Genomic DNA, 21,296 nt, shown 5'->3' on the forward strand with positions numbered 1-21,296 from the left:
CGAAGCTTACTCGAAGACGATGGACGGCACCGCAGCTTCGGCCGCGCCGCGTTCTTCGTTGACCCGATCCCAGACTTTTCCGGCGATAGCGCGGTAGATTTTTGCCTCGGCGCCATCGGGTTTGGAGACAACCACCGGTGTGCCGGCGTCCGAGCTTTCGCGGATGCCCATTTCGAGCGGCACTTCGCCGAGAAAGGTGACGCCTAGACGTTCGGCCTCGCGGCGCGCACCACCGTGGCCGAAGATATCATAGCGTTTGCCGGTATCGGGGGCGATGAAATAGCTCATGTTTTCGACGATGCCCAACAGCGGCACGTCGACCTTTTTGAACATGTTGAGACCCTTGCGGGCGTCGATAAGTGCAAGGTCCTGCGGCGTCGAGACGATGACGGCGCCGGCCAGCGGCACCTGCTGGGCCATGGTCAACTGGGCATCGCCGGTGCCGGGCGGCATGTCGACGACGAGTACGTCGAGCTGGCCCCATTCGACCTCGCGCAGCATCTGCGTCAGCGCCGACATCACCATCGGCCCACGCCAGATCATCGGCGTTTCCTCATCGACGAGGAAGCCCATCGACATCACCTTGAGCCCGTAATTCTCCATGGGTTTCAGGATCTTGCCATCCACGGTCTGCGGCCGGCCATGGATGTTCAGCAGCCGCGGCATCGATGGGCCGTAGATGTCAGCGTCGAGCACGCCGACCCGCAAGCCGTTGGCGGCAAGGCCAAGTGCGATGTTGACGGCGGTGGTCGACTTGCCGACGCCGCCTTTGCCGGAAGCCACCGCAATGATCGCCTCGATGCCGGGCACGCCGCGCTTGCCGTGGCTTTGCGATGCAGGGGCGTGCGGAGCAGGCCTAGCGGGTGCGGCCGGCGGCGCGGGCCTGGGCGCGGGGCGCGCCGGGACCGGGGCCTCCATGCCGCCGCCCTTCTTTTCTGCCGTCAGCGCGACGACGGCGCCGGCGACACCGGGGATCGCTTTCACCACCCGTTCGGCGGCAGCGCGCAGCGGTTCCATTTCCTGGGCGCGGGCGGCGGGCACGGTGATCGAGAAGAAGACCTTGGAATCGGCAATGAAAATCTCGGAAACCATGCCGAGGTCGACGATGTTGCCGGTGAAGTCCGGTCCGTTGACCGTCTTCAGACGCTCGGTAACGATTTCCTTGGTGACTGACATGCGTTTTTTCCTTGGGCACTCAGGGCCTCAGATAGTGCAGTTTCCCAACAGAACCAAGCCGTGGAGCAATGGCTGCCTTGGCGTGTGCGGAAAAACGGCGGACCCTGTCGGATTTTAGCCGCGCCAAACGTCTTCCAGATAGTCGGGTGCCGGTGCGACCAGCAAATCGGGTCAGGCGACAGTCGTCAAACAATCGCGGTGACCTATTTCAATGACCAGCACGGGACCGACAATCAGAGAAGGAGGCGACCATGCTCGCAAACAGCAACGCAACGGCCAATCTCGCGGTAAAGGACTTGGCGAAGGCGAAGGCCTTCTACGAAGGAACGCTCGGCCTGGAACAGGTGCACGATGAAGCCGGCGAACTGATCGTGTACAAGAGCGGCGACACTGCCATCAATGTCTATCACTCCCAATTTGCTGGAACCAACAAAGCGACGGCAGTGACCTGGATGGTTGGCGACGAGATCGGCAATGTCGTCAAGGCGTTGAAATCGAAGGGCGTCACCTTCGAGCACTACGACATGCCCGGCCTGACAATGGAGGGCGATATCCATGTCGGCTACGGGATGAAGGTCGCCTGGTTCAAGGATCCCGACGGCAACATCCTGAACCTTGTCGACAGGTAAGGTTCGTTATCCTGCTAGGCTGACCGCAAGGTAGGTGAGAGCCGCAATCGCCGCCGTCGCCGGTAAGGTGACGATCCAGGCGATGACGATGTTGCCGGCAATACCCCAGCGCACGGCCGAGACGCGGCGGGCCGCGCCGACGCCGATGATGGCGCCGGTGATGGTATGCGTGGTCGACACGGGAATGCCGAGCCAGGTGGCGGCGAACAGGGTGATGGCGCCGCCGGTCTCGGCGCAGAAACCCTGCATCGGGTTCAGCCGGGTGATCTTGGAGCCCATTGTGTGGACGATGCGCCAGCCACCGAACAATGTGCCCAGCGCCAGAGCCGACTGACAGGTGAGGACGACCCACAGCGGCACGTAGAAATTCGCGCCGAGCATGCCTTGCGAATAGAGCAGCACGGCAATGATGCCCATGGTTTTCTGGGCGTCATTGCCGCCGTGCCCGAGCGAATAGAGCGAGGCGGAAACGAACTGCATGACGCGGAAGGTGCTGTCCACGGCGAACGGCGTCTGGCGCACGAACAGCCACGAAACGACAAGGATCAGGAGAAGCGCCAGAACAAAACCGGTCGCCGGCGACAAGACGATGGCGGCCGTGGTCTTGCCCAGCCCGGTCCAGACGATGGCGCCGATGCCGGCCTTGGCAACGCCAGCGCCGACCAGCCCGCCGATCAGCGCATGCGAGCTGCTCGAAGGGATGCCGGCAATCCAGGTGACGATGTTCCAGACGATGGCGCCGACGAGCGCCGAGAAAATAACCGCCGGCGTGACGACAGCGACGTCGACGATGCCCTTTCCCACTGTCTCGGCGACATGAAGACCGAAGAACATGAAGGCGATGAAATTGAAGAATGCCGCCCACAACACCGCATATTGCGGCCTCAGCACGCGGGTGGAGACGATGGTGGCGATGGAGTTGGCGGCATCGTGCAGGCCGTTTAGAAAGTCGAAGAACAGCGCGACCGCAACAAGACCGACCAGCACGGGAAAGGCAATGGTGACTTCCATCGCCTATACGTTCTCGATCACGATGCCGCTGATCTCGTTGGCGACGTCCTCGAAGCGGTCGACAACCTTTTCCAGCTGGCCGTAGATCTCGCTGCCGATCAGGTAGGCCATCGGATCGCTGCGGCCATGCCGCTTGAACAGGTCCTTCAGCCCCTGCTCGTGCAGATCGTCGGCCCGGCCTTCCGCACGCATGACCTCTTCGGCGATGGCGTTGAGGCGCACCGTGTGCGCTCCGACCTTGCTGAGCAACGGGATCGCCTCGGCGACCAGCTTGGCCGTATCGACGATGACGCCACCCATTTCCTGCATCAGCGGGTCGAATTCCTTCCTTTCGAACAGCTTCACCGTCTTGACGGTCTTGTGCATCATGTCGATGGCGTCATCCATCGACTGGATCAGGTCCTTGATGTCGCCGCGGTCGAAGGGCGTGATGAAGGAGCGCCGCACCGCCAGCAGGACTTCCGCCGTGATATGATCGGCCTCGTCTTCAAGATCGATGATCTTCTGACACCAGCGATCGATGTCCTTGCCCTGCAGAAGCTGCTCCAGTGCCTCGGCGCCGCCAACCACGGTGCGGGAATGTCGTTCGAACAGGTCGAAGAAGCGATCTTCGCGCGGCAGCAGCTTGCGGAACCAGCCCAGCATGGTCGATCTCCCAGTTTCATCCACATAGCGCCGCATATCGCCGCTGGAAACAGTAAGCCGGCTGAAAGATGTGGATGCGCAGCAATTGCGCATACCGCTTGCGGCGAAAGACAATTTCCCCGACCTTGCGCGGAACGACCGGAAAGATCGCATGATCGACAAGCTGGAATTCTTCATCGCGCTGGCCAGGGAGGAGCATTTCGGCCGGGCGGCAGAGTTGTGCGGCGTCACCCAGCCGACGCTTTCGGCCGGGATCAAGCAGCTGGAGGGCCAGCTTGGGGTGATGCTGGTTCTGCGCGGCTCACGCTTCCAGGGGCTGACGCCCGAGGGAAAGCAGGTGCTGACATGGGCGCGCCGCATCGTCGGCGACACCCGCGCCATGCGCGAGGAGATGCGCGCGGCACGCCACGGCCTTTCCGGCCGCATCCGCATCGCCGCCATCCCGACCGCTCTGGCCATGGTGGCGCGACTGACGACACCCTTTCGGGCAAAACATCCCGGCGTCACCTTCTCGGTGCTGTCGCGCACCTCGATCGAGGTGCTGTCGCTGCTCGGCAATTTCGACATCGACGCCGGCATCACCTATCTCGACAACGAGCCGTTGGGGCGGGTGACCAGCGTGCCGCTCTATGACGAACGCTACCAGCTGATCACCGCTGTCGGGAATCCCTATTCCGACCGCGACAAAGTGACGTGGGCCGAGCTCAGCCATTTGCCGCTCTGCCTGTTGACGCCGGACATGCAGAACCGCCGCATCATCGACCAGCATCTGGCCGAGGCCGGCGTGCAGGTGCGGCCGACACTCGAATCCAATTCGATGATCGTGCTGTTTTCCCATATCCGCACCGGCAAATGGTCGTCGATCATGCCGCTCAACCTCGCGGAAACATTCGGCTTTTCCGAACCGATCCGGGCCATTCCGATCATCGAGCCGGACGCCAGCCATACGGTCGGGCTGGTGGCGACGCCGCGCGAACCGCACACGCCGCTGGTCTCGGCGCTGCTGGACGAGGCGATGGCGCTGGCGGACGATTTCCGAGCGTTGCGCTAGGCTAGACAATGTTGGCTGAATGCGATCGATAGAAGATTTCTATCGATCGACGAACCAGCTTTATTGATTTCGCTAGTTTCCTCTGATTTTGTAAAGACTTAGCGATAAAAGCTACGACCAGGGAGGGCGCTGCATGCCGATGCAGCCTGCAAGTACCGAGATCGCGTCGCGCACGGCGGCGATCATCCAGGAGATGAAGGGGCTCGAGGGCCCACTGCTGCCGATCCTGCACGAGATCCAGGAAGAGTTCGGCCATGTGCCGCACGACGCGCTGCCGGTCATCGCCGATGGGCTGAACCTCTCCAGAGCCGAAGTGCACGGCGTCGTCACCTTCTATCACGATTTCCGCGCCCATCCGGCCGGCCGGCATGTGCTCAAGCTCTGCCAGGCGGAAGCCTGTCAGTCGATGGGCTCGGATGCCGTCGCCGCCAAAATCAAGCAATTGCTCGGCATCGGTTTCCACGAAACCACCCGCGACGGATCGGTGACGCTGGAGCCGGTCTATTGCCTCGGGCTGTGCGCCTGCGCGCCGTCGGCGATGCTGGACGGCGCGGTGATCGGCCGTCTCGACGACGAGAAGATCGAAGAGATCGTGGCGGAGGCGCGCTCATGATCCCGCGCATCTACATTCCTGGCGATTCCGGCGCGCTGGCACTGGGTGCCGGAAAGGTCGCCAAGGCGATTGCAATGGAACTCGCCGAACGTGGCATCGAGGCCAAGATCGTGCGCAACGGTTCGCGCGGCGCCTATTTCCTCGAGCCGATGGTCGAGGTGGCGACCGCCACCGGCCGCGTCGCCTATGGACCGGTGAAGCCTTCCGACGTCAAGAGCCTGTTCGACTGCGGCTTCCTCAAAGGTGGCCATCACAAGCGCTGGCTGGGCGCGCCCGACAAGATCCCGTTCCTGGCGAAACAGACGCGCCTGACCTTCGCGCGTTGCGGTGTCATCGATCCGCTGTCGCTCGACAATTACAAGGCGCATGGCGGGCTGAGGGGCCTGCAGAACGCGGTGGCCATGGCGCCGGCCGATATCGTCAAGCAAGTCACGGACTCAGGGCTACGCGGCCGCGGCGGCGCCGGCTTCCCGACCGGCATCAAGTGGAAGACGGTGCTCGACACCGCCGGTGACCGTAAATACATCGTCTGCAACGCCGATGAAGGCGACAGCGCCACCTTCGCCGACCGCATGATCATGGAGGGCGATCCTTTCGTGCTCATCGAAGGCATGGCGATCGCCGGCATCGCGACGGGTGCGACCAAGGGCTTTGTCTACATCCGCTCGGAATATCCGCATGCGGTGGCGATGATGAACCAGGCTGTCGCGGTCGCCCGCAAGGCCGGCGTGCTCGGCGTCAATGTGCTGGGCTCGCCCAATGCCTTCGACATGGAAATCCGTGTCGGCGCCGGCGCCTATGTCTGCGGCGAGGAAACCTCGCTCTTGAACAGCCTGGAGGGCAAGCGCGGCGTGGTTCGCGCCAAGCCGCCGCTGCCGGCAATCCAAGGCTTGTTCGGCAAGCCGACGGTAATCAACAACGTCATTTCGCTGGCCTCGGTGCCTGTTATCATGGACAGGGGTGCCGCCTTCTACAAGGACTACGGCATGGGCCGCTCGCGTGGCACCATCCCGATCCAGATCGCCGGCAACGTCAAGCATGGCGGTCTGTTCGAGGCAGCGTTCGGCATGACGCTGGGCGAGATCGTCGACGATATTGGCGGCGGCACCGCGACCGGGCGCCCGGTGAAGGCGGTGCAGGTCGGCGGACCGCTCGGCGCCTACTTCCCGCGCGCCTTGTTCGACACGCCGTTCGACTATGAAGCCTTCGCCGCCAAGGATGGGTTGATCGGCCATGCCGGCATCACCGTGTTCGACGACACCGCCGACATGCTGAAGCAGGCACGCTTCGCCATGGAGTTCTGTGCCATCGAGAGCTGCGGCAAGTGCACGCCCTGCCGCATCGGCTCGACACGTGGCGTCGAGACCATCGACAGGCTCGCCGCCGGCATCGAGCCGGAGAAGAACCTCGCTCTGGTCACCGATCTCTGCAACACAATGAAATTCGGATCGCTGTGCGCGCTGGGTGGGTTCACGCCCTATCCTGTGATGAGCTCGATCACCCATTTCCCCGAAGATTTCAAGCCTGCGCCAGCGCGCGTGGCGGCTGAATAGGAGCTGGCAGATGAACATCAAGGCCGACTTCCCATCACTCGTCGAAGAGATCGACTACGGAACCCCGCCATCGAATGCGGAGAAGCAGATCACGCTGACCGTCGACGGCCGCAGCATCAGGGTGCCGGAAGGCACGTCGATCATGCGGGCCGCGATGGAAGGCGGGGTCGAGATCCCCAAGCTCTGCGCCACCGACATGCTGGATTCGTTCGGTTCGTGCCGCGTCTGCCTCGTCGAGATCGAAGGGCGTGGCGGCACGCCGGCGTCCTGCACGACGCCGGTGGGCGAAGGCATGGTGGTGCGCACGCAGTCCGATCGGCTCGACGCTATTCGCCGCGGTGTCATGGAACTCTACGTATCCGACCATCCGACCGGCTGGAGCGAGAAAGCCGGCACCGGCGCCAGCGAGTTCGACACGGTGGCAAAGTCGGTGGGCCTGACCGAGAACCGCTTCGGCGTCGAGGGCCGTAACCACGTCAAGGAAAACGGCGTCGCGCCCGGCCATGGCTCGCTGACGGTCGACTACATCGCGCGCGATGAATCCAATCCCTATTTCACCTATGATCCGGCGCAATGCATCGTCTGCTCGCGCTGCGTGCGGGCCTGCGAGGAGGTGCAGGGCACCTTCGCGCTGACCATCGAGGGCCGCGGTTTCGAATCGCGCATGGTCGCCGGCATGCACGAGGATTTCATCGCCTCCGAATGCGTGTCCTGCGGCGCCTGCGTGCAGGCCTGTCCGACCGACGCGCTGCGCGAGAAAACGGTGCTTGAGAAGGGCATGCCGGAGCGCTCGGCCGTCACCACCTGCGCCTATTGCGGCGTCGGCTGCTCGTTCAAGGCCGAGGTGAAGGACGACGAGGTCATTCGCATGATGCCGTACAAGGACGGCAAGGCGAACCACGGCCATTCCTGCGTGAAGGGCCGTTTCGCCTATGGCTATGCCACCCACAAGGACCGCATCCTGTCGCCGATGATCCGGGAAAAGGTCAGCGATCCCTGGCGCGAGGTGAGCTGGGAAGAGGCGATCGCCCATACGGCCAAGGAATTTCGCCGTATCCAGTATCAATATGGCCGCACCGCGATCGGCGGCATCACCTCCTCGCGCTGCACGAACGAAGAGACCTATCTCGTCCAGAAGCTGGTGCGGCAGGGCTTCCGCAACAACAATGTCGATACCTGCGCGCGCGTCTGCCATTCGCCGACCGGCTACGGGCTCGGCCAGACTTATGGCACCTCGGCCGGCACGCAGGATTTCGACTCCGTCGATTACACCGACGTCGCCGTCATCATCGGCGCCAATCCCGCTTCCGCCCATCCGGTGTTCGCCTCGCGGCTGAAGAAGCGGCTGCGCCAGGGCGCCAAGCTGATCGTGCTCGATCCGCGTCGCACCGAGATGGTCAAGTCGGCCCATATCGAGGCGGATTACCACCTGCCGCTGAAGCCCGGCACCAATGTGGCAGTGCTGACGGCGCTGGCGCATGTCATCGTCACCGAAGGTCTTTTCAACGAAGCCTTCATCCGCGAGCGCTGCGACTGGGTGGAGTTCCAGGATTGGGCTTCGTTTGTCGCCTTGCCGGAAAACAGCCCCGAAATCGTCGGCAAGCTGTCCGGCGTCGATCCCGAGTTGATCCGCGGCGCGGCCCGGATGTACGCCACCGGCGGCAACGGCGCGATCTATTATGGGCTCGGGGTGACGGAACACAGCCAGGGTTCAACCACGGTGATGGCGATCGCCAACCTCGCCATGTCCACCGGCAATATCGGCCGGCCAGGCGTCGGCGTGAACCCGCTGCGCGGCCAGAACAACGTGCAAGGCTCGTGCGACATGGGCTCGTTCCCGCACGAACTGCCCGGCTATCGCCACATCTCCGGCGAAGCCGTGCGCGACATCTATGAGAGCCTGTGGGGCGTGAAGCTGGACGACGAACCCGGCCTGCGCATCCCCAACATGTTGGATGCTGCCGTCGACGGCACTTTCAAGGGTATCTACATCCAGGGCGAAGACATTCTGCAGTCCGATCCCGACACCAAACATGTTGCCGCCGGCCTCGCTGCGATGGAATGCGTCGTCGTGCACGACCTCTTCCTCAACGAGACGGCGAACTACGCGCATGTGTTCCTGCCGGGCTCCACCTTCCTCGAGAAGGACGGCACTTTCACCAATGCCGAGCGCCGCATCAACATGGTGCGCAAGGTTCTTGAGCCGAAGGCGCGCTACGCCGATTGGGAGGCGACGCAGGAGCTTGCCCGTGCAGTGGGGCTGGACTGGAATTATCAGCATCCCTCAGAGATCATGGACGAGGTCGCCAAGACGACGCCGAGCTTCGCCGGCGTCTCCTTCGAACTGCTCGACCGTGTCGGATCCGTGCAATGGCCCTGCAATGAGAAGGCACCGCTCGGCACCCCGATCATGCATGTCGATGGGTTCGTGCGCGGCAAGGGCAAGTTCATCCGCACCGAATATGTGGCGACGGACGAAAGGACCGGGCCGCGCTTCCCGCTGCTGCTCACCACCGGCCGGATTCTCTCGCAGTACAATGTGGGGGCGCAGACCAGGCGTACCGAAAATGTGATGTGGCACAGCGAGGACCGGCTGGAGATCCATCCGCACGATGCCGAGAACCGCGGACTGCGTGATGGTGATTGGGTCCGGCTGACCAGCCGCTCCGGCGAGACGACGCTGCGCGCGCTGATCACCGATCGCGTGTCGCCGGGCGTCGTCTACACGACGTTCCATCATCCGGACACACAGGCCAACGTCATCACCACCGACTTCTCCGACTGGGCGACCAATTGCCCTGAATACAAGGTAACGGCGGTGCAGGTCGGCGCCTCCAACGGGCCGTCGGAATGGCAGCGCGACTATGACGAGCAAGCGCGCAACAGCCGTCGCATCGCCCCGCTGGAAGCTGCGGAGTAACCTTGGGCGCGCGCCGCAAAGCCACGACGCAGATCTCGCGGCTGGCGCGCCGCGCCGGCGGCACTGCGGCCGGCAACCGCATGGTGCCGGAAGAGACGCCGGTGGCGTTTTCCTTTGCCGGCACCACGCATGCGGTGATGATGGCGAGCCCGGCCGATTTCGAGGATTTCGCGCTCGGCTTCTCGCTGACCGAAGGCATCATTGCGAGGCCAGACGAGATCGAGGCCATCGAGGTCGAGGATCATGGCGCCGGCATCGACATCCAGATCCGGCTGAAGGACCAAGCCAATACCCGCTTCGAGGCACGGCGGCGCAGGCTGGCCGGCCCGGTTGGCTGCGGCCTGTGCGGTATCGAATCGATCGAGGAAGCGATGAGGTCGGTTGATGTGGTCGGTTCGTCGAAACTTACGCTTGAGGCCGACGATATCGTCCGTTCCGTCAAGCTTTTGTCGAAGGTGCAGCCGCTGCACGCCGAGACCGGCGCAGTCCACGCCGCGGGCTTCTATGTGCCCGGCAAGGGTATCGTCATGGCGCGCGAGGATGTCGGCCGCCACAATGCGCTGGACAAGCTGGCCGGCGCGCTGGCCAAGGCCGGCATCGACGGCGCATCGGGTGCTGTCGTCGTGACCAGCCGTGTTTCTGTCGAAATGGTGCAGAAGACGGCGGCGATCGGCTCGGCTTTCATCATCGCCGTCTCGGCGCCCACCGCCCTCGCCATCCGCACGGCGCAAGAAGCCGGCATGACGCTGGTGGCGTTGGTGCGCGGCGACGATTTCGATATTTTCACCCACCCCGGCCGGGTGGTCTCCGGAGTTACCAAGCATGTCGCATGACGAAGAGCACATCATGAGCACCAGCGAGAAGCTGGTGATCATGGCCAACCAGATCGCAGCCTTCTTTCACTCCAAGCCGCGCGAGGAAGGCATCGCCGGCGTCGCCGAGCACATCAACAAGTTCTGGGAGCCGAGAATGCGGCGGCAGCTGTTCGAGATGCTGAACAGTGGCGGTGAAGGCTTCAACGAACTCGTCGTGGCGGCTTCCGCCAAGATCAAGCGACCCAAGACGCCAGAACAGGCCGATACGAGTATCGGTTACACTGGACGAGGGCCTGCGCAGGCCGAGAGCACCGCTCCGCAGAAGTAGGCTGGCAAACGCCTCCGGTCGCCAAAGGTCTTATATTTCAGCCCTCTAAAGTTCGGCTGCCGCAAACGGCAAGGCTCTGCTATGGTTGACGATCAGAAATCGTCTGGCCGGGTGGGATATTTGTGTGAGGCCAATCGAGACCCGATACGCCCTTAGCGGCGATGTGCGGATCGCCTATCAGGTGGTCGGCCAGGGATCGTTCGATCTTGTTTTCGTGCCGGGCTTCATTTCCAATCTCGACCTGCATTGGGAAGACGAGGGCTACAGCCGGCTGCTCAAACGGCTTTCAGCCTTCTCGCGCCTGATCCTGTTCGACAAGCGCGGCACGGGGCTGTCCGACCGCGTCGACGCCCATCATCTGCCCAGCCTCGAAACCCGCATGGACGACGTGCGCGCGGTGATGGATGCCACCGGCAGCGGCCGCGCGGCCTTGCTGGGCGCTTCCGAGGGCGCGCCGATGGCGATGCTGTTCGCCGCCACCTATCCGGAGCGGACGCGGGCGTTGGTGCTTTATGGCGGCTATGCGCATTTCCACAAATGGGTGATGCCACCGGAACGGCTGGAGGCATTCATCGCGACGGCGGGAACGTCGTGGGGTACAGGCGCCACTTTGCCCAATTTCGCGCCGGGCCGGGTCGACGACCCGCATTTTACCCAATGGTGGGCGCGCTTCGAGCGACTGTCGGCCAGCCCGACGGCAGCGGCGGCACTGGCGCGCATGAATGCCGGGATCGACGTGCGCGGTATCCTCCCGGCGATCAGCGCGCCCACGCTGCTGATCCATCGCCGCAACGACGCGCGGGTCGACCCTGCCGCCAGCCGCTTCCTGGCCAAAAAAATCCCGAACGCGCGGCTGGTCGAGATCCCCGGGCGCGACCATCCGATCTGGACCGGCGATGTCGACCGGGTGGCCGACGTGATCGAGGAATTCCTGACCGGCGAACGCGCGGTGGTGGAAGCGGAGCGCGTGCTGGCGGCACTGCTGGCGACGCGCATCTATGACACGGCGCGGATCGGCGACCGCATGTGGAGCGAACGCAGCCAGCGCTTCCAGGAAAGCTGGCGGCTACTGGTCGGGCGTCATGGCGGCCGCTCGGCGGGCACGCATGGCGAAATGATGCTGTCGCGCTTCGATGGCCCAGCACGCGCCATACGCTGCGCGGCGGCACTGCGCGACTCTGCACAGGAGATCGGCATCGCCAGCGCGCAGGGCGCGCATGTTGGCGAGGTCGAATTGCGCGGGCCGCCAGACGGGCTGACGGCGCGCGTGACCATGCAGCTTGCCTCCCATGCCGGTCGTGGCGACATCCTCGCGTCACGACTGGTTGCCGACCTGGCAGCCGGCTCAGGCCTGCATTTCACCGACGCCGGGCGCATCGCGCTCGATGAACTGGACGAGCCGCTGGCGCTGGTCCAGGCGACATCCGAACAGCATCTGGAACCCGCCTGCCGCCCCAGGACCAGGGCGAGCGAGCCGGCGACGCTGACGACGCGCGAAAGCGAGGTGGTGAGCCTGATTGCCGACGGCAAGAGCAATGCCGCGATCGCCGCCGAATTGAGGCTGAGCGAGCACACGGTCAAGCGCCACGTCGCCAACATACTGCTCAAGCTGGACCTGCCGTCGCGGGCGGCGGCGGCGGCGTTTTCAGCCCGGCACACTGGCCCGGACGGGCCATGAGAGCCATGGCGCTTTCGGGCGAAGCGGCCAAGGTAGCGTAAGCGCTATCAATTCTCTCCATGCAGGCCAGGCGGATGTCGCCGGGAAGGCGCTGCGAACGGAGGACGAAATGTTGAAGTCGATCCGGACACTCAAGTCTCTGGCGATATCGGCAGGCATCGGCGCGCTGCTCGTCACGGCTCCGACATTCAAGCAGCAGACCGACCAGGTGTTCGCGGCCGTCAAGGCCAAGTCGCAGTGAAGAGAACTGCTGTCCGGCGCTCGTGCCGGGCAGAGCCGATCAATTGAACGCCCGTGGAGACGGGCACATGGAGGAAGAAATGCTGACCAAGACACAAACCGTGGACGGCCCGGCGATCAAGAAAGCCATCGAAGGCCGTGATGGAAAGCTGCTGTCGAGCTTCTATGCCGACGACGCGCTGGTGCGGGTGATCGACCGCAACAACCCACCGAGCAAGCCGCGCGAAATTCGCGGGCGCGCGGCGATCAGCACGTTCTGGGACGACATCTGCAGTCGGGCGATGACCCACAAGGTCGACACCACCATCGCCGACGGCAACAACCTCGCCTTCACCCAGGCCTGCGCCTATCCGGACGGGACCAAGGTGTTCTGCGCGGCGATGCTGGAGTTGAAGAACGGGCTGATTGCGCGGCAGACCGTCGTGCAGGCCTGGGACGAGTAGATCAACAGCGGAGCCTGTCATCCCGCTGGAATCGGGATGGGGCTCTATTTCAGTGTTGGAGCATGATCTTTCCCGAAAACCGGATTCCACTTTTTCGGGATCATGCTCTGGCCGCAAACCTGGAGGAGAAGAAGATGTTCAGCGCCAGATGGCAGATCGACGCCAGGTTCGGGCACAAGCAGACCGTGCTCGACCTGTTGAAGAAATGGGAACGCGAGATCGGCTCGCAGGTCGGCATCGCCGACCTGGAGTTCCGGATCATGACCGGCTCGATCGGCGCACGGGAGGCGACGGTCGAATCGCATCACCAGGTCGAAAGCCTCGCCAAGCTGGAGGAGTTCTTTGCCAAGATCGGCAAGATCGACGCCCACGCCAAATGGGGCAAGGAGATCGAACCCTATGTGGTGTCAGGCACCAGCCTGTGGAACATCTACCGCATCGTGGAATAGGAGCCGCGATTTTCGGCCGTCAGCTGCGGCGGCCGAAGCTCGTCCGCTGCCCGGAGAAGCGGTCTTCCCTGGCCAATCCGGCAGCCGCGATACGCGCCGGCGCTCCCTGGTTGGTCAGTGTGGCCCGTTTGGCAAGTGCCGCCGCTATCATGGCGTCGGCCTGGCGGGCTCGCTGGTCCGCGCCGGCATCTCCGGCAAGGTTCCCGGCCATGGCGTAAGCCGATGACTGCCTGCGGGGCCGGAAAGCAATAAAGAGGAGCAGCGCGCCGAGCAGTGCGGCGCCAATGACTATCGTCAGACGCGTGCCGGTCATGCCGGTGCGCTCGATCTGGGTCGGATTGGCGGGATTCTGAACGACCGTGAGCTTGTCGCCGACCTGCGGTTCGCGGGAGCCGTTCTTGTTGAGATCCATGGTGGCCTCGACGGCATCGGCGCCGGTGCCGACACGCAAGGTGCCGGTGAACTTCTGGCTCACCTTCCACTCTTTGTCCGCGTGCACTGTCTTGAACGCGTCAACCAGCTCGCATGGGATCGTGGCGGTGCTCACGGTCTTGTAGACGACCTTATGCGCCGTCGATTCCATGTCGCATTCGATGTTGACCGCAAGGATTTCGGCCGACGCCTCGGTCCAGCCGCTTCTCTTGATCATGTCCTTGCCGCCGAAGACAGCGATCAGCAGGCAGAAGCCACCGATCAATACCAGCTTGATCTTGGTCGTATTCATGCGCAAACCCCCTCGCCGCGCGGTTTCTCGGCAAAGAGGCTGCTCGTTCAGGTTGAATATTCAGTAAATCGTGAACCGTCGCCATGCCACGAAGGTTACCCACGCTTAATATACAGAAAATGGCACGGCAAATATTTTAGAGATAGTGGTGGCAGCACTACCCGTGCGCCACCATGACGTGCCGCACGGCGGTGTAGTCCTCCAGCGCGTAAAGCGACATGTCCTTGCCGTAGCCGGACTGCTTCACCCCGCCATGCGGCATTTCGTTGGTCAGCATGAAATGGGTGTTGATCCAGGTGCAGCCATATTGCAGGCGTGCGGCGGTTGCCATGGCGCGTGAAACATCCTTGGTCCAGACCGAAGACGCCAGGCCGTAGTCGCTGTCGTTGGCCCATTTGACCGCCTCGTCGACTTCCGAAAAGCGGGTGATCGAGACGACCGGGCCGAACACTTCGCGGCGCACGATCTCGTCCTCCTGCAAGGCGCCGGCAACGACCGTCGGCTGGTAGTAGAAACCGGAGCCTTCGCCCGGCTTGCCGCCGGTGGTGATCTCGATGTGCTTCAGCTCGGAGGCGCGCTCGACGAAGCTCGAGACGCGGTCGCGCTGGCGGCGTGAGATCAACGGCCCGATCTCGTTCTCGGTGTCGTCTGGGCGGTTGTACTTGATGGTCGAGACGGCCGAGGAGAGATCGGCGACGAGCTTGTCGTAGATCTTCTTGCCGGCATAGATGCGACAGGCAGCGGTGCAGTCCTGACCGGCATTGTAGTAGCCGAAGGCGCGCAGGCCGTTGACCACCGCGCCGAGGTCGGCGTCGTCGAAGACGATGACCGGCGCCTTCCCGCCGAGTTCGAGATGCGTGCGCTTGACCGACTTGGCGGCGGCCTGCAGCACCTTCTTGCCGGTGGCGACATCGCCTGTGATCGAAATCATGTTGACCTTGGGGTGGTTGATCAGCGTGTTGCCGACGCTGTCGCCGCGGCCGAGCACGACGTTGACCACGCCCTCCGGCAATATCTCGGCCAGGATCGTCGCCAGTTTGAGCGCCGTCAGCGGCGTCTGTTCCGACGGCTTGAAGACGACGGTATTGCCGCCAGCAATTGCGGGCGCCAACTTCCAGGCCATCATCATCAGCGGATAGTTCCAGGGCGCAATCGATGCGACGATGCCGATGGCATCGCGCCGGACCATCGAGGTGTGGCCGGGCAGATATTCGCCGGCGAGCACGCCTGGCATCGAGCGGACGGCCCCAGCAAAGAAGCGATAGCAGTCGACGATCGCCGGGATCTCGTCATTGAGCACGGCATTGATCGGCTTGCCGCAATTCAGCGCCTCGAGCGCGGCGAACTCGTTGGCTTCGGCTTCGATGCGGTCGGCGATCTTGAGGAGATAGCCCGAGCGCTGCGCCGGCGTGGTGCGCGACCACAAGACGAACGCTTGTTCGGCCGCAGCCACGGCCGCTTCGATCTGTGCCGGGTTCGCCTCGGGGAGATTGAGGATGGTCGCCCCTGTTTTCGGATTGAGGATCGGCTCCTCGGTCTCGGTACCCTTCTCGAATTTCGAGCCGATCAGCATCTGGGTGTCCATGGAAGTCTCTCCCTAAACAGAAGCGAGTAGTGGGTAGCGAGTAGCGAGTAGCGAGTAGCGAGTAGCGAGTGGGTTTTGACCGTCGATCTCCCCTATCGCCATGCGCTACTCCTTATTCGCTGTTTTCATTTTCCACTGCCCGCAATCTGGTCGCCGTCGCGGGTCAGGTAATAGGCAAGCAGGATGGGCAGCAGCGTCACCAGCACGACGACCATGGCCACCACATTGGTGACCGGGCGCTGGCGCGGACGGATCAGCTCTTCCAGCATCCATATCGGCAGCGTCTGCTGCTGGCCGGCGGTGAAGGTGGTGACGATGACCTCGTCGAAGGACAAAGCGAAGGCCAGCATGCCACCGGCGAGCAGAGCGGTGGCGATGTTGGGCAGCACGACATGGCGAAAGGTCTGAAAACCGTCGGCGCCGAGATCCATCGAGGCCTCGATCATCGAGCCGGAGGTGCGGCGGAAGCGGGCAACGGCGTTGTTGTAAACGACGACGACGCAGAAGGTGGCGTGGCCGAGCACGATCGTCCAGAACGAGAATGGGATGTCGGCCAGCGAAAACGCCGAGCGCAGCGCGATGCCGGTGATGATGCCGGGCAGCGCGATCGGCAAAATGACCAGCAGCGAGATGGTTTCGCGGCCGAAGAATTTTGTCCGCGACACCGCTGCCGAGCAAAGCGTGCCGAGGATCAGTGCGATCACGGTCGAGATCGCCGCGACCCTGACCGACAGCGACAGCGCCTGCCACACATCTGGCCTGTTCCAGGTGACGGCGAACCATTGCGTGGTCAGCCCCGGCGGCGGCCAGACAAAACTCTTTTCCTCGGTGGTGAAGGCGTAGACGAAGATCAGCAGGATTGGCAGATGCAGGAACAGCAGGCCGCAAGCGGCGGCGACCTTCAGGCCGAGTGGGGCGGACTGCGAGCCATCAGAGCGCATCGAAGGCCCCCATGCGCTTGGCGCCCCAGAGGTAGAAGCCCATGATGACGATCGGCACCACGGTGAAGGCGGCGGCGAGCGGGATGTTGCCGGCGGTGCCCTGCTGCGAATAGACGGCCTGGCCGATGAACAGCCGCGAGGTGCCGATGATCTGCGGGATGATGTAATCGCCGAGCGTCAGCGAGAAGGTGAAGATCGAGCCGGCGACGATGCCCGGCAGCGCCAGCGGAAACAGCACGTTGCGGAAAGTCTGGCCCGGCGAGGCACCGAGATCGGACGAGGCTTCGACCAGATTGCCAGGCACGCGCTCGAGCGCTGCCTGCACCGGCAGGATCATGAACGGCAGCCAGACATAGACGAAGACGATGAAGGTGCCGGTGGCAGAGACCGACAGCGAATTGCCGCCGACGACCGGCAGCGACAGCCAGCCGTCGAGCAGCCACAGGAGATGCAATTTGGCGAGCAGCCAGGTCAGGATGCCTTCCTTGGCCAGGATCAGCTTCCAGGCATAGATCTTGACCAGGTAGCTCGACCACAGCGGCAGCATGATGCCGAGATAGAACAGCGCCTTCCAGCGGCCGCGCGCATAACGCGCCGCATAATAGGCGATGGGGAAAGCGATGACCGCCGAGGCGAGCGTGACCAGGGCTGCCATCGTCACCGTGCGCAGGATGATGTCGAGGTTGGCCGCGTGTAACAGGTCGCCATAGGTCTTGAGCGTAAACTCGCGATTGATGAGGCCTGAGAATTCATCGATCGAGAAAAAGCTCTGCAGCAGCAGCGCGAACAGCGAGCCGATATAGACGATGCCGAGCCACAGCACCGGCGGCAGCAGCATGAGCAACAGCAACACCTTCGGCTTGCGCCAGAAAAGGTCTGACAGCGCGCCGCGCAGGCCACCGCTTCCGGGCAGGATGGCGGGGGCGGGGGCACGCGGCATGGTGGCGTCGAGACTCATGCCGGCTCGTCCATCACGTGCAAATGTTCGCGGTTGAAGGTGAGCACGACTGTCTCGCCTTCCTCCGGCACAGCAGAGCCGGCAGGCACGATGGCGTGCAGCCTTAGCCCGTCGGCATCGAGCGTCAGTTTTGTCGTGGCGCCGAGATAGTTGGTCGAAACAAGGCGAGCGGCGACGCCTTCGCCTTTCGCAGCACGGCCGACGCGAATGGATTCAGGGCGCAGGCTGCCCCAGCGATGCTGGCCGCAGTAGCGCTGGACGAAATCCGGTGGCAGCACATTGGACGAACCGACGAAATCGGCGACGAAGCGGGTCTTCGGCCGCTGGTAGATGTCTTCCGGCGTGCCGATCTGCATGATCTTGCCGTCGTTGAAGACGGCGACGCGATCGGCCATCGACAGCGCTTCGCCTTGGTCGTGGGTGACGAAGATGAAGGTGATGCCGAGCGCCTTCTGCAGCGACTTCAGCTCTTCCTGCATGTTCTCGCGCAATTTGAGGTCAAGCGCGCCGAGCGGTTCGTCGAGCAACAGCACCTTGGGCTGGTTGACCAGCGCACGGGCCAGCGCGACGCGCTGGCGCTGGCCGCCGGAAAGCTGGCCTGGACGACGAGCGCCATAGCCCGGAAGCCGCACCAGCGATAGCGCCTCTTCCGCTGCCCTCTGCCGTTCCGGCTTGCCGACGCCCTTGACCATCAGCCCGTAGGCGACGTTGTCGAGCACGTTCAGATGCGGGAACAGCGCATAGTCCTGGAAGACGGTGTTGACGTTGCGGCGATAGGGCGGGACGCCCTCGGCGCGTTCGCCGAAGATCGAGATCGAACCGGCCGTCGGCTGCTCGAAGCCGGCGATGAGGCGCAGGCAGGTCGTCTTGCCGGAACCCGAGGGACCAAGCATGGCGAAGAACTCGCCCGGCACGATATCGAGGTCGACCGCGTCGACGGCGCGGACGCTGCCGAAATGGCGGGAGACCTTTTGGAAGGAGACGGCTGGTGTCATGGGCTGCCAGTCTGTTGCCGGTTTAGCTTTGTCGAATCGCTCTCGCCTCCCGACTGGGATGGCGGATTGGCGCGGCACTCCCCTCAATGGGGGAGGTTGCGACGAAGCCGCGGCTGGGGTGATCCGGCATGACCTGCCGATCAGCCCCACCTCGCGGACTCCACCCCAACGCTACGCGTCGACCCTCCCCACAAGGGAGAGGGCAATGGGCGAAATCAGCGCCCGCCGATGACGCCGATATAGTCCGACACCCAGCGGTAATAGGGCACGCACTGGTTGTTCTGACTGGCGCATTTCGACACCGGCGTCTTCCAGAACTTGATCTTGTCGAAATTGTCGTAGCCGTTGGTCTTGCAGCCTTCGTCGGTCAAGAGCTCGTTGCCCTTGCAGGCAGCAGGCACGACCGGCAGCGAACCGAACCAGGCGGAAACATCGCCCTGTACCTTCGGAGACAGCGAATGCTCCAGCCACATATAGGCGCAGTTCGGGTTGGCGGCGTCGGCCTCCATCATCGTGGTGTCGGCCCAGCCGGTGACGCCTTCTTCCGGCACGGTCGAGGCGATCGGCTTCTTGGCGGCAACCAGCGTGTTGACCTGGTAAGGCCATGAACCGGAGGCGACGACGCCTTCGTTCTGGAAATCGTCGACCTGGATTGCGGCGTCATGCCAATAGCGTCCAACCAGCGTGCGCTGGACGCGCAGCAGATCGAGCGCTGCCTTGTACTGGTCCTCGGTCAGCTCGTAGGGATCCTTGATGCCGAGTTCCGGCTTGTGGAACATCAGATAGTTGGCGGCGTCGGCAACGTGGATCGGTCCGTCATAGGCCTGGACGCGGCCCTTGTTCGACTTGCCATCGGGCAGGTTCATCTCCTCGAAGACGATGTTCCAGCTCTTCGGGGCCTCCTTGAACACCTCGGTGTTGTACATCAGCACATTCGGCCCCCATTGGTAGGGAACGCCGTAATGCACCTTGTCGACCGTGAACCAGGGCGCATCCTTCAGCCGGTCATCGACCGTCTTCCAGCTCGGGACCAGATCGGTGTTGATCGGCTGGACGCGCTTGCCGGCGACCAGGCGCAGCGAGGCATCGCCCGAAGCGGTGACGAGGTCGAAGCCGCCCTCGTTCATCAGCGAGACCATCTCGTCGGAGGTGTTGGCGGTCTTGACGTTGACCTTGCAGCCGGTGTCCTTCTCGAAGGAGGTCACCCAGTCGTAGCCCTTGTCGGTTTCGCCGCGCTCGATGTAGCCCGGCCAGGCGACAATGTTGACCTGGCCTTCGCCCTTGCCGAGCTCCTTGACCTGGGCGACAGCCTGGCCGGAGAAGGTCAGCGCGACCGTCAATGCAGTGCATGACTTCAGGAATGAATTCATTATCGATCTCCCATTTTAGCGCATGACCCCGAAGCCGGGTTCGGTCTTCGCTAGGGGTCACACGCGGACTGAAAAAAGGTCAGCTCTTCCTATGGACGCATGTCGCTCTGGCGGCGGCTTTGGTCCCTGACAGAGAAAGTGCTGTGAAATTTCCGGTTTCGCAAATTCATTTGTCAGAAAGGCGATATCGGTTTTTCCGATATCTCAGCGTCCAGTTTTGTCAGGCCGCTGGCGCACCGTGCGCTGCGACTGGGCAAGGCCGATGAAGTCGCGAGCCGCCTGCGGCAGGCTCGAGCCGCGGCGCCAGACCATGCCGACCTGGACGACCGGCAATGAGCCGGAGATATCGCGCGATTCGATGCGGTCGCCTTCCAGCGACCATGGCCGGTAGACGAGGTCCGGCAGCAGCGCCACGCCGGCGCCGGTGGCGACGAGGCTGCGCACCGCCTCGACCGAGCGGGTGCGGAAGGCGACATGCGGCTTGGCGCCGATCGCCGCCAGCAGTTTGCCGGTATTCTCCTCGATCTCGTCGACGGTGAGCATGATGAGCGGTTCGCCGGCGATGTCGCCAATGCCGATGATGTCGGCGCCGGCCAGCGAATGGCCGAGCGGCAGCCATAGCCGGTAGGCCGAGACTTCCAGAATTTCCGACTGCAGGGCAGTGCGGTCACGCAGGTTCGAGGTGACCATGACGGCGATGTCGAGCTTGCCGCCGATCAGCAAATGTTCAAGGTAGTCGCCATTGTCCTCGATGGCCGAGACCTCGACGCCCGGATAGGCGCGGCGGTAGCGGGCGAGGAGGTCAGACAGCACATAGCCGGCAACCAGCGAGGTGACGCCGAGCTGCAGCCGGCCGCCTGTCACCACCTGGTCGCCAAAGAAAGCGCGCCGCGCGTCGGAAACGTCAGCAAGAATTTTTCTCGCGTGGCGCAGGAACTGGTGACCCTTGTGGGTGATGTTGAGGCCGCGCGGGTGACGTTCGAACAGTTCGACGCCGAGATCGCTTTCGAGTTCCTTGATCGCCTCGGTGACCGACGATTGCGAGATCGACAGGTTTTGCGCCGCACCCGACACCGTGCCTTGCTCGGCGACGGCGATGAAGAACTGCAACTGACGGATGGTGAAAGCCATGGCCGGACTAAACACGGCGGCGGCCGCGCTGGGAAGTGCCA

At 63.4% G+C, this 21,296-nt stretch carries 21 protein-coding genes; 11 read left to right on the forward strand and 10 right to left on the reverse strand.

Annotated elements, in window-relative coordinates; translation table 11 throughout:
* Positions 1 to 6 precede the first annotated feature (6 nt).
* The gene (locus LHFGNBLO_RS05520; protein WP_258605019.1) at positions 7 to 1,176 is read right to left on the reverse strand and encodes an Mrp/NBP35 family ATP-binding protein; all 1,170 of its coding nucleotides are present in this window, start codon (positions 1,174 to 1,176) and stop codon (positions 7 to 9) included.
* A 251-nt stretch (positions 1,177 to 1,427) separates the two neighbouring features.
* Between LHFGNBLO_RS05520 and LHFGNBLO_RS05525 the strand changes: the two genes are divergently transcribed.
* On the forward strand, positions 1,428 to 1,805 hold the full coding sequence (locus LHFGNBLO_RS05525) for a VOC family protein (RefSeq protein ID WP_258605021.1): 378 nt from the start codon (positions 1,428 to 1,430) through the stop codon (positions 1,803 to 1,805).
* Between the two features lie 6 nt (positions 1,806 to 1,811).
* On the opposite strand, the gene LHFGNBLO_RS05530 is transcribed toward LHFGNBLO_RS05525, so the two are convergent.
* Positions 1,812 to 2,816 (reverse strand): inorganic phosphate transporter, encoded by a 1,005-nt coding sequence (locus LHFGNBLO_RS05530; RefSeq protein ID WP_258605023.1) that lies wholly within the window; start codon positions 2,814 to 2,816, stop codon positions 1,812 to 1,814.
* A 3-nt stretch (positions 2,817 to 2,819) separates the two neighbouring features.
* Positions 2,820 to 3,461, reverse strand: a complete 642-nt coding sequence (locus LHFGNBLO_RS05535) for a DUF47 domain-containing protein (RefSeq protein WP_258605024.1) — start codon at positions 3,459 to 3,461, stop codon at positions 2,820 to 2,822.
* Between the two features lie 151 nt (positions 3,462 to 3,612).
* Here LHFGNBLO_RS05535 and LHFGNBLO_RS05540 point away from each other — a divergent pair, with 151 nt between their 5' ends.
* The 10 genes from LHFGNBLO_RS05540 to LHFGNBLO_RS05585 all read left to right on the forward strand — a co-directional run bounded on the left by LHFGNBLO_RS05540 (position 3,613) and on the right by LHFGNBLO_RS05585 (position 13,551).
* A complete protein-coding gene (locus tag LHFGNBLO_RS05540; RefSeq protein WP_258605025.1) occupies positions 3,613 to 4,512 on the forward strand; it encodes a LysR family transcriptional regulator in 900 nt (299 codons plus the stop codon).
* 133 nt (positions 4,513 to 4,645) lie between these two features.
* On the forward strand, positions 4,646 to 5,125 hold the full coding sequence (locus LHFGNBLO_RS05545; RefSeq protein WP_258605026.1) for a formate dehydrogenase subunit gamma: 480 nt from the start codon (positions 4,646 to 4,648) through the stop codon (positions 5,123 to 5,125).
* Positions 5,122 to 6,678 carry a formate dehydrogenase beta subunit gene (locus tag LHFGNBLO_RS05550; protein WP_258605028.1) on the forward strand — a complete coding sequence of 519 codons (1,557 nt, stop codon included), beginning with the start codon at positions 5,122 to 5,124 and terminating at the stop codon, positions 6,676 to 6,678. The genes LHFGNBLO_RS05545 and LHFGNBLO_RS05550 overlap by 4 nt, the downstream gene beginning before the upstream one ends.
* 10 nt (positions 6,679 to 6,688) lie before the next feature.
* The gene (fdhF, locus tag LHFGNBLO_RS05555) at positions 6,689 to 9,598 is read left to right on the forward strand and encodes a formate dehydrogenase subunit alpha (protein ID WP_258605030.1); all 2,910 of its coding nucleotides are present in this window, start codon (positions 6,689 to 6,691) and stop codon (positions 9,596 to 9,598) included.
* A gap of 2 nt (positions 9,599 to 9,600) precedes the next feature.
* Entirely contained in the window at positions 9,601 to 10,431 is an 831-nt protein-coding gene (gene fdhD / locus LHFGNBLO_RS05560) for a formate dehydrogenase accessory sulfurtransferase FdhD (protein WP_258605032.1), read from the forward strand.
* Complete coding sequence (locus tag LHFGNBLO_RS05565) at positions 10,421 to 10,741, forward strand: formate dehydrogenase subunit delta (RefSeq protein ID WP_258605034.1); 321 nt, start codon at positions 10,421 to 10,423, stop codon at positions 10,739 to 10,741. Before fdhD ends, LHFGNBLO_RS05565 begins: the two co-directional genes overlap by 11 nt.
* A 124-nt stretch (positions 10,742 to 10,865) precedes the next feature.
* Positions 10,866 to 12,419: an alpha/beta fold hydrolase gene (locus LHFGNBLO_RS05570; protein ID WP_258605036.1), complete on the forward strand. Its 1,554-nt coding sequence runs from the start codon at positions 10,866 to 10,868 to the stop codon at positions 12,417 to 12,419.
* Between the two features lie 109 nt (positions 12,420 to 12,528).
* The gene (locus LHFGNBLO_RS05575; protein WP_258605038.1) at positions 12,529 to 12,660 is read left to right on the forward strand and encodes a hypothetical protein; all 132 of its coding nucleotides are present in this window, start codon (positions 12,529 to 12,531) and stop codon (positions 12,658 to 12,660) included.
* Positions 12,661 to 12,739: 79 nt separating this feature from the next.
* The gene (locus LHFGNBLO_RS05580) at positions 12,740 to 13,102 is read left to right on the forward strand and encodes a nuclear transport factor 2 family protein (protein WP_258605039.1); all 363 of its coding nucleotides are present in this window, start codon (positions 12,740 to 12,742) and stop codon (positions 13,100 to 13,102) included.
* A 134-nt stretch (positions 13,103 to 13,236) separates the two neighbouring features.
* The gene (locus LHFGNBLO_RS05585; protein WP_258605040.1) at positions 13,237 to 13,551 is read left to right on the forward strand and encodes a hypothetical protein; all 315 of its coding nucleotides are present in this window, start codon (positions 13,237 to 13,239) and stop codon (positions 13,549 to 13,551) included.
* A gap of 19 nt (positions 13,552 to 13,570) precedes the next feature.
* Here the strand turns inward: LHFGNBLO_RS05585 and LHFGNBLO_RS05590 are convergent, their stop codons facing one another.
* The 7 genes from LHFGNBLO_RS05590 to LHFGNBLO_RS05620 form a co-directional block, all read right to left on the reverse strand.
* Entirely contained in the window at positions 13,571 to 14,275 is a 705-nt protein-coding gene (locus tag LHFGNBLO_RS05590) for a hypothetical protein (protein WP_258605042.1), read from the reverse strand.
* Between the two features lie 157 nt (positions 14,276 to 14,432).
* Complete coding sequence (locus LHFGNBLO_RS05595; RefSeq protein WP_258605043.1) at positions 14,433 to 15,860, reverse strand: gamma-aminobutyraldehyde dehydrogenase; 1,428 nt, start codon at positions 15,858 to 15,860, stop codon at positions 14,433 to 14,435.
* Between the two features lie 125 nt (positions 15,861 to 15,985).
* Complete coding sequence (locus tag LHFGNBLO_RS05600; RefSeq protein ID WP_258605044.1) at positions 15,986 to 16,801, reverse strand: ABC transporter permease; 816 nt, start codon at positions 16,799 to 16,801, stop codon at positions 15,986 to 15,988.
* Positions 16,791 to 17,759 carry an ABC transporter permease gene (locus LHFGNBLO_RS05605; protein ID WP_258605045.1) on the reverse strand — a complete coding sequence of 323 codons (969 nt, stop codon included), beginning with the start codon at positions 17,757 to 17,759 and terminating at the stop codon, positions 16,791 to 16,793. The genes LHFGNBLO_RS05600 and LHFGNBLO_RS05605 overlap by 11 nt, the downstream gene beginning before the upstream one ends.
* A complete protein-coding gene (locus LHFGNBLO_RS05610) occupies positions 17,756 to 18,754 on the reverse strand; it encodes an ABC transporter ATP-binding protein (protein WP_258605046.1) in 999 nt (332 codons plus the stop codon). Before LHFGNBLO_RS05610 ends, LHFGNBLO_RS05605 begins: the two co-directional genes overlap by 4 nt.
* Before the next feature lie 215 nt (positions 18,755 to 18,969).
* The gene (locus LHFGNBLO_RS05615) at positions 18,970 to 20,124 is read right to left on the reverse strand and encodes an ABC transporter substrate-binding protein (RefSeq protein WP_258605048.1); all 1,155 of its coding nucleotides are present in this window, start codon (positions 20,122 to 20,124) and stop codon (positions 18,970 to 18,972) included.
* A gap of 204 nt (positions 20,125 to 20,328) precedes the next feature.
* Positions 20,329 to 21,255, reverse strand: coding sequence for a LysR substrate-binding domain-containing protein (locus LHFGNBLO_RS05620; protein ID WP_258609596.1), 927 nt, complete (start codon positions 21,253 to 21,255; stop codon positions 20,329 to 20,331).
* Positions 21,256 to 21,296 lie beyond the last annotated feature (41 nt).

The sequence above is a fragment of the Mesorhizobium sp. AR10 genome (assembly GCF_024746795.1).
GTDB lineage: Bacteria > Pseudomonadota > Alphaproteobacteria > Rhizobiales > Rhizobiaceae > Mesorhizobium.

Excerpts from the sequence above, each read along its gene's own strand:
- LHFGNBLO_RS05520 (WP_258605019.1), bottom strand. The coding sequence starts at position 1,176 with ATGTCAGTCACCAAGGAAATCGTTACCGAGCGTCTGAAGACGGTCAAC.
- LHFGNBLO_RS05590 (WP_258605042.1), bottom strand. The coding sequence starts at position 14,275 with ATGAATACGACCAAGATCAAGCTGGTATTGATCGGTGGCTTCTGCCTG.
- LHFGNBLO_RS05595 (WP_258605043.1), bottom strand. The coding sequence starts at position 15,860 with ATGGACACCCAGATGCTGATCGGCTCGAAATTCGAGAAGGGTACCGAG.
- LHFGNBLO_RS05585 (WP_258605040.1), top strand. The coding sequence starts at position 13,237 with ATGTTCAGCGCCAGATGGCAGATCGACGCCAGGTTCGGGCACAAGCAG.
- LHFGNBLO_RS05565 (WP_258605034.1), top strand. The coding sequence starts at position 10,421 with ATGTCGCATGACGAAGAGCACATCATGAGCACCAGCGAGAAGCTGGTG.
- LHFGNBLO_RS05545 (WP_258605026.1), top strand. The coding sequence starts at position 4,646 with ATGCCGATGCAGCCTGCAAGTACCGAGATCGCGTCGCGCACGGCGGCG.
- LHFGNBLO_RS05525 (WP_258605021.1), top strand. The coding sequence starts at position 1,428 with ATGCTCGCAAACAGCAACGCAACGGCCAATCTCGCGGTAAAGGACTTG.
- LHFGNBLO_RS05605 (WP_258605045.1), bottom strand. The coding sequence starts at position 17,759 with ATGAGTCTCGACGCCACCATGCCGCGTGCCCCCGCCCCCGCCATCCTG.
- LHFGNBLO_RS05575 (WP_258605038.1), top strand. The coding sequence starts at position 12,529 with ATGTTGAAGTCGATCCGGACACTCAAGTCTCTGGCGATATCGGCAGGC.
- LHFGNBLO_RS05550 (WP_258605028.1), top strand. The coding sequence starts at position 5,122 with ATGATCCCGCGCATCTACATTCCTGGCGATTCCGGCGCGCTGGCACTG.
- LHFGNBLO_RS05600 (WP_258605044.1), bottom strand. The coding sequence starts at position 16,801 with ATGCGCTCTGATGGCTCGCAGTCCGCCCCACTCGGCCTGAAGGTCGCC.
- LHFGNBLO_RS05540 (WP_258605025.1), top strand. The coding sequence starts at position 3,613 with ATGATCGACAAGCTGGAATTCTTCATCGCGCTGGCCAGGGAGGAGCAT.
- LHFGNBLO_RS05615 (WP_258605048.1), bottom strand. The coding sequence starts at position 20,124 with ATGAATTCATTCCTGAAGTCATGCACTGCATTGACGGTCGCGCTGACC.
- LHFGNBLO_RS05530 (WP_258605023.1), bottom strand. The coding sequence starts at position 2,816 with ATGGAAGTCACCATTGCCTTTCCCGTGCTGGTCGGTCTTGTTGCGGTC.
- LHFGNBLO_RS05535 (WP_258605024.1), bottom strand. The coding sequence starts at position 3,461 with ATGCTGGGCTGGTTCCGCAAGCTGCTGCCGCGCGAAGATCGCTTCTTC.
- LHFGNBLO_RS05580 (WP_258605039.1), top strand. The coding sequence starts at position 12,740 with ATGCTGACCAAGACACAAACCGTGGACGGCCCGGCGATCAAGAAAGCC.
- fdhF (WP_258605030.1), top strand. The coding sequence starts at position 6,689 with ATGAACATCAAGGCCGACTTCCCATCACTCGTCGAAGAGATCGACTAC.
- LHFGNBLO_RS05620 (WP_258609596.1), bottom strand. The coding sequence starts at position 21,255 with ATGGCTTTCACCATCCGTCAGTTGCAGTTCTTCATCGCCGTCGCCGAG.
- LHFGNBLO_RS05610 (WP_258605046.1), bottom strand. The coding sequence starts at position 18,754 with ATGACACCAGCCGTCTCCTTCCAAAAGGTCTCCCGCCATTTCGGCAGC.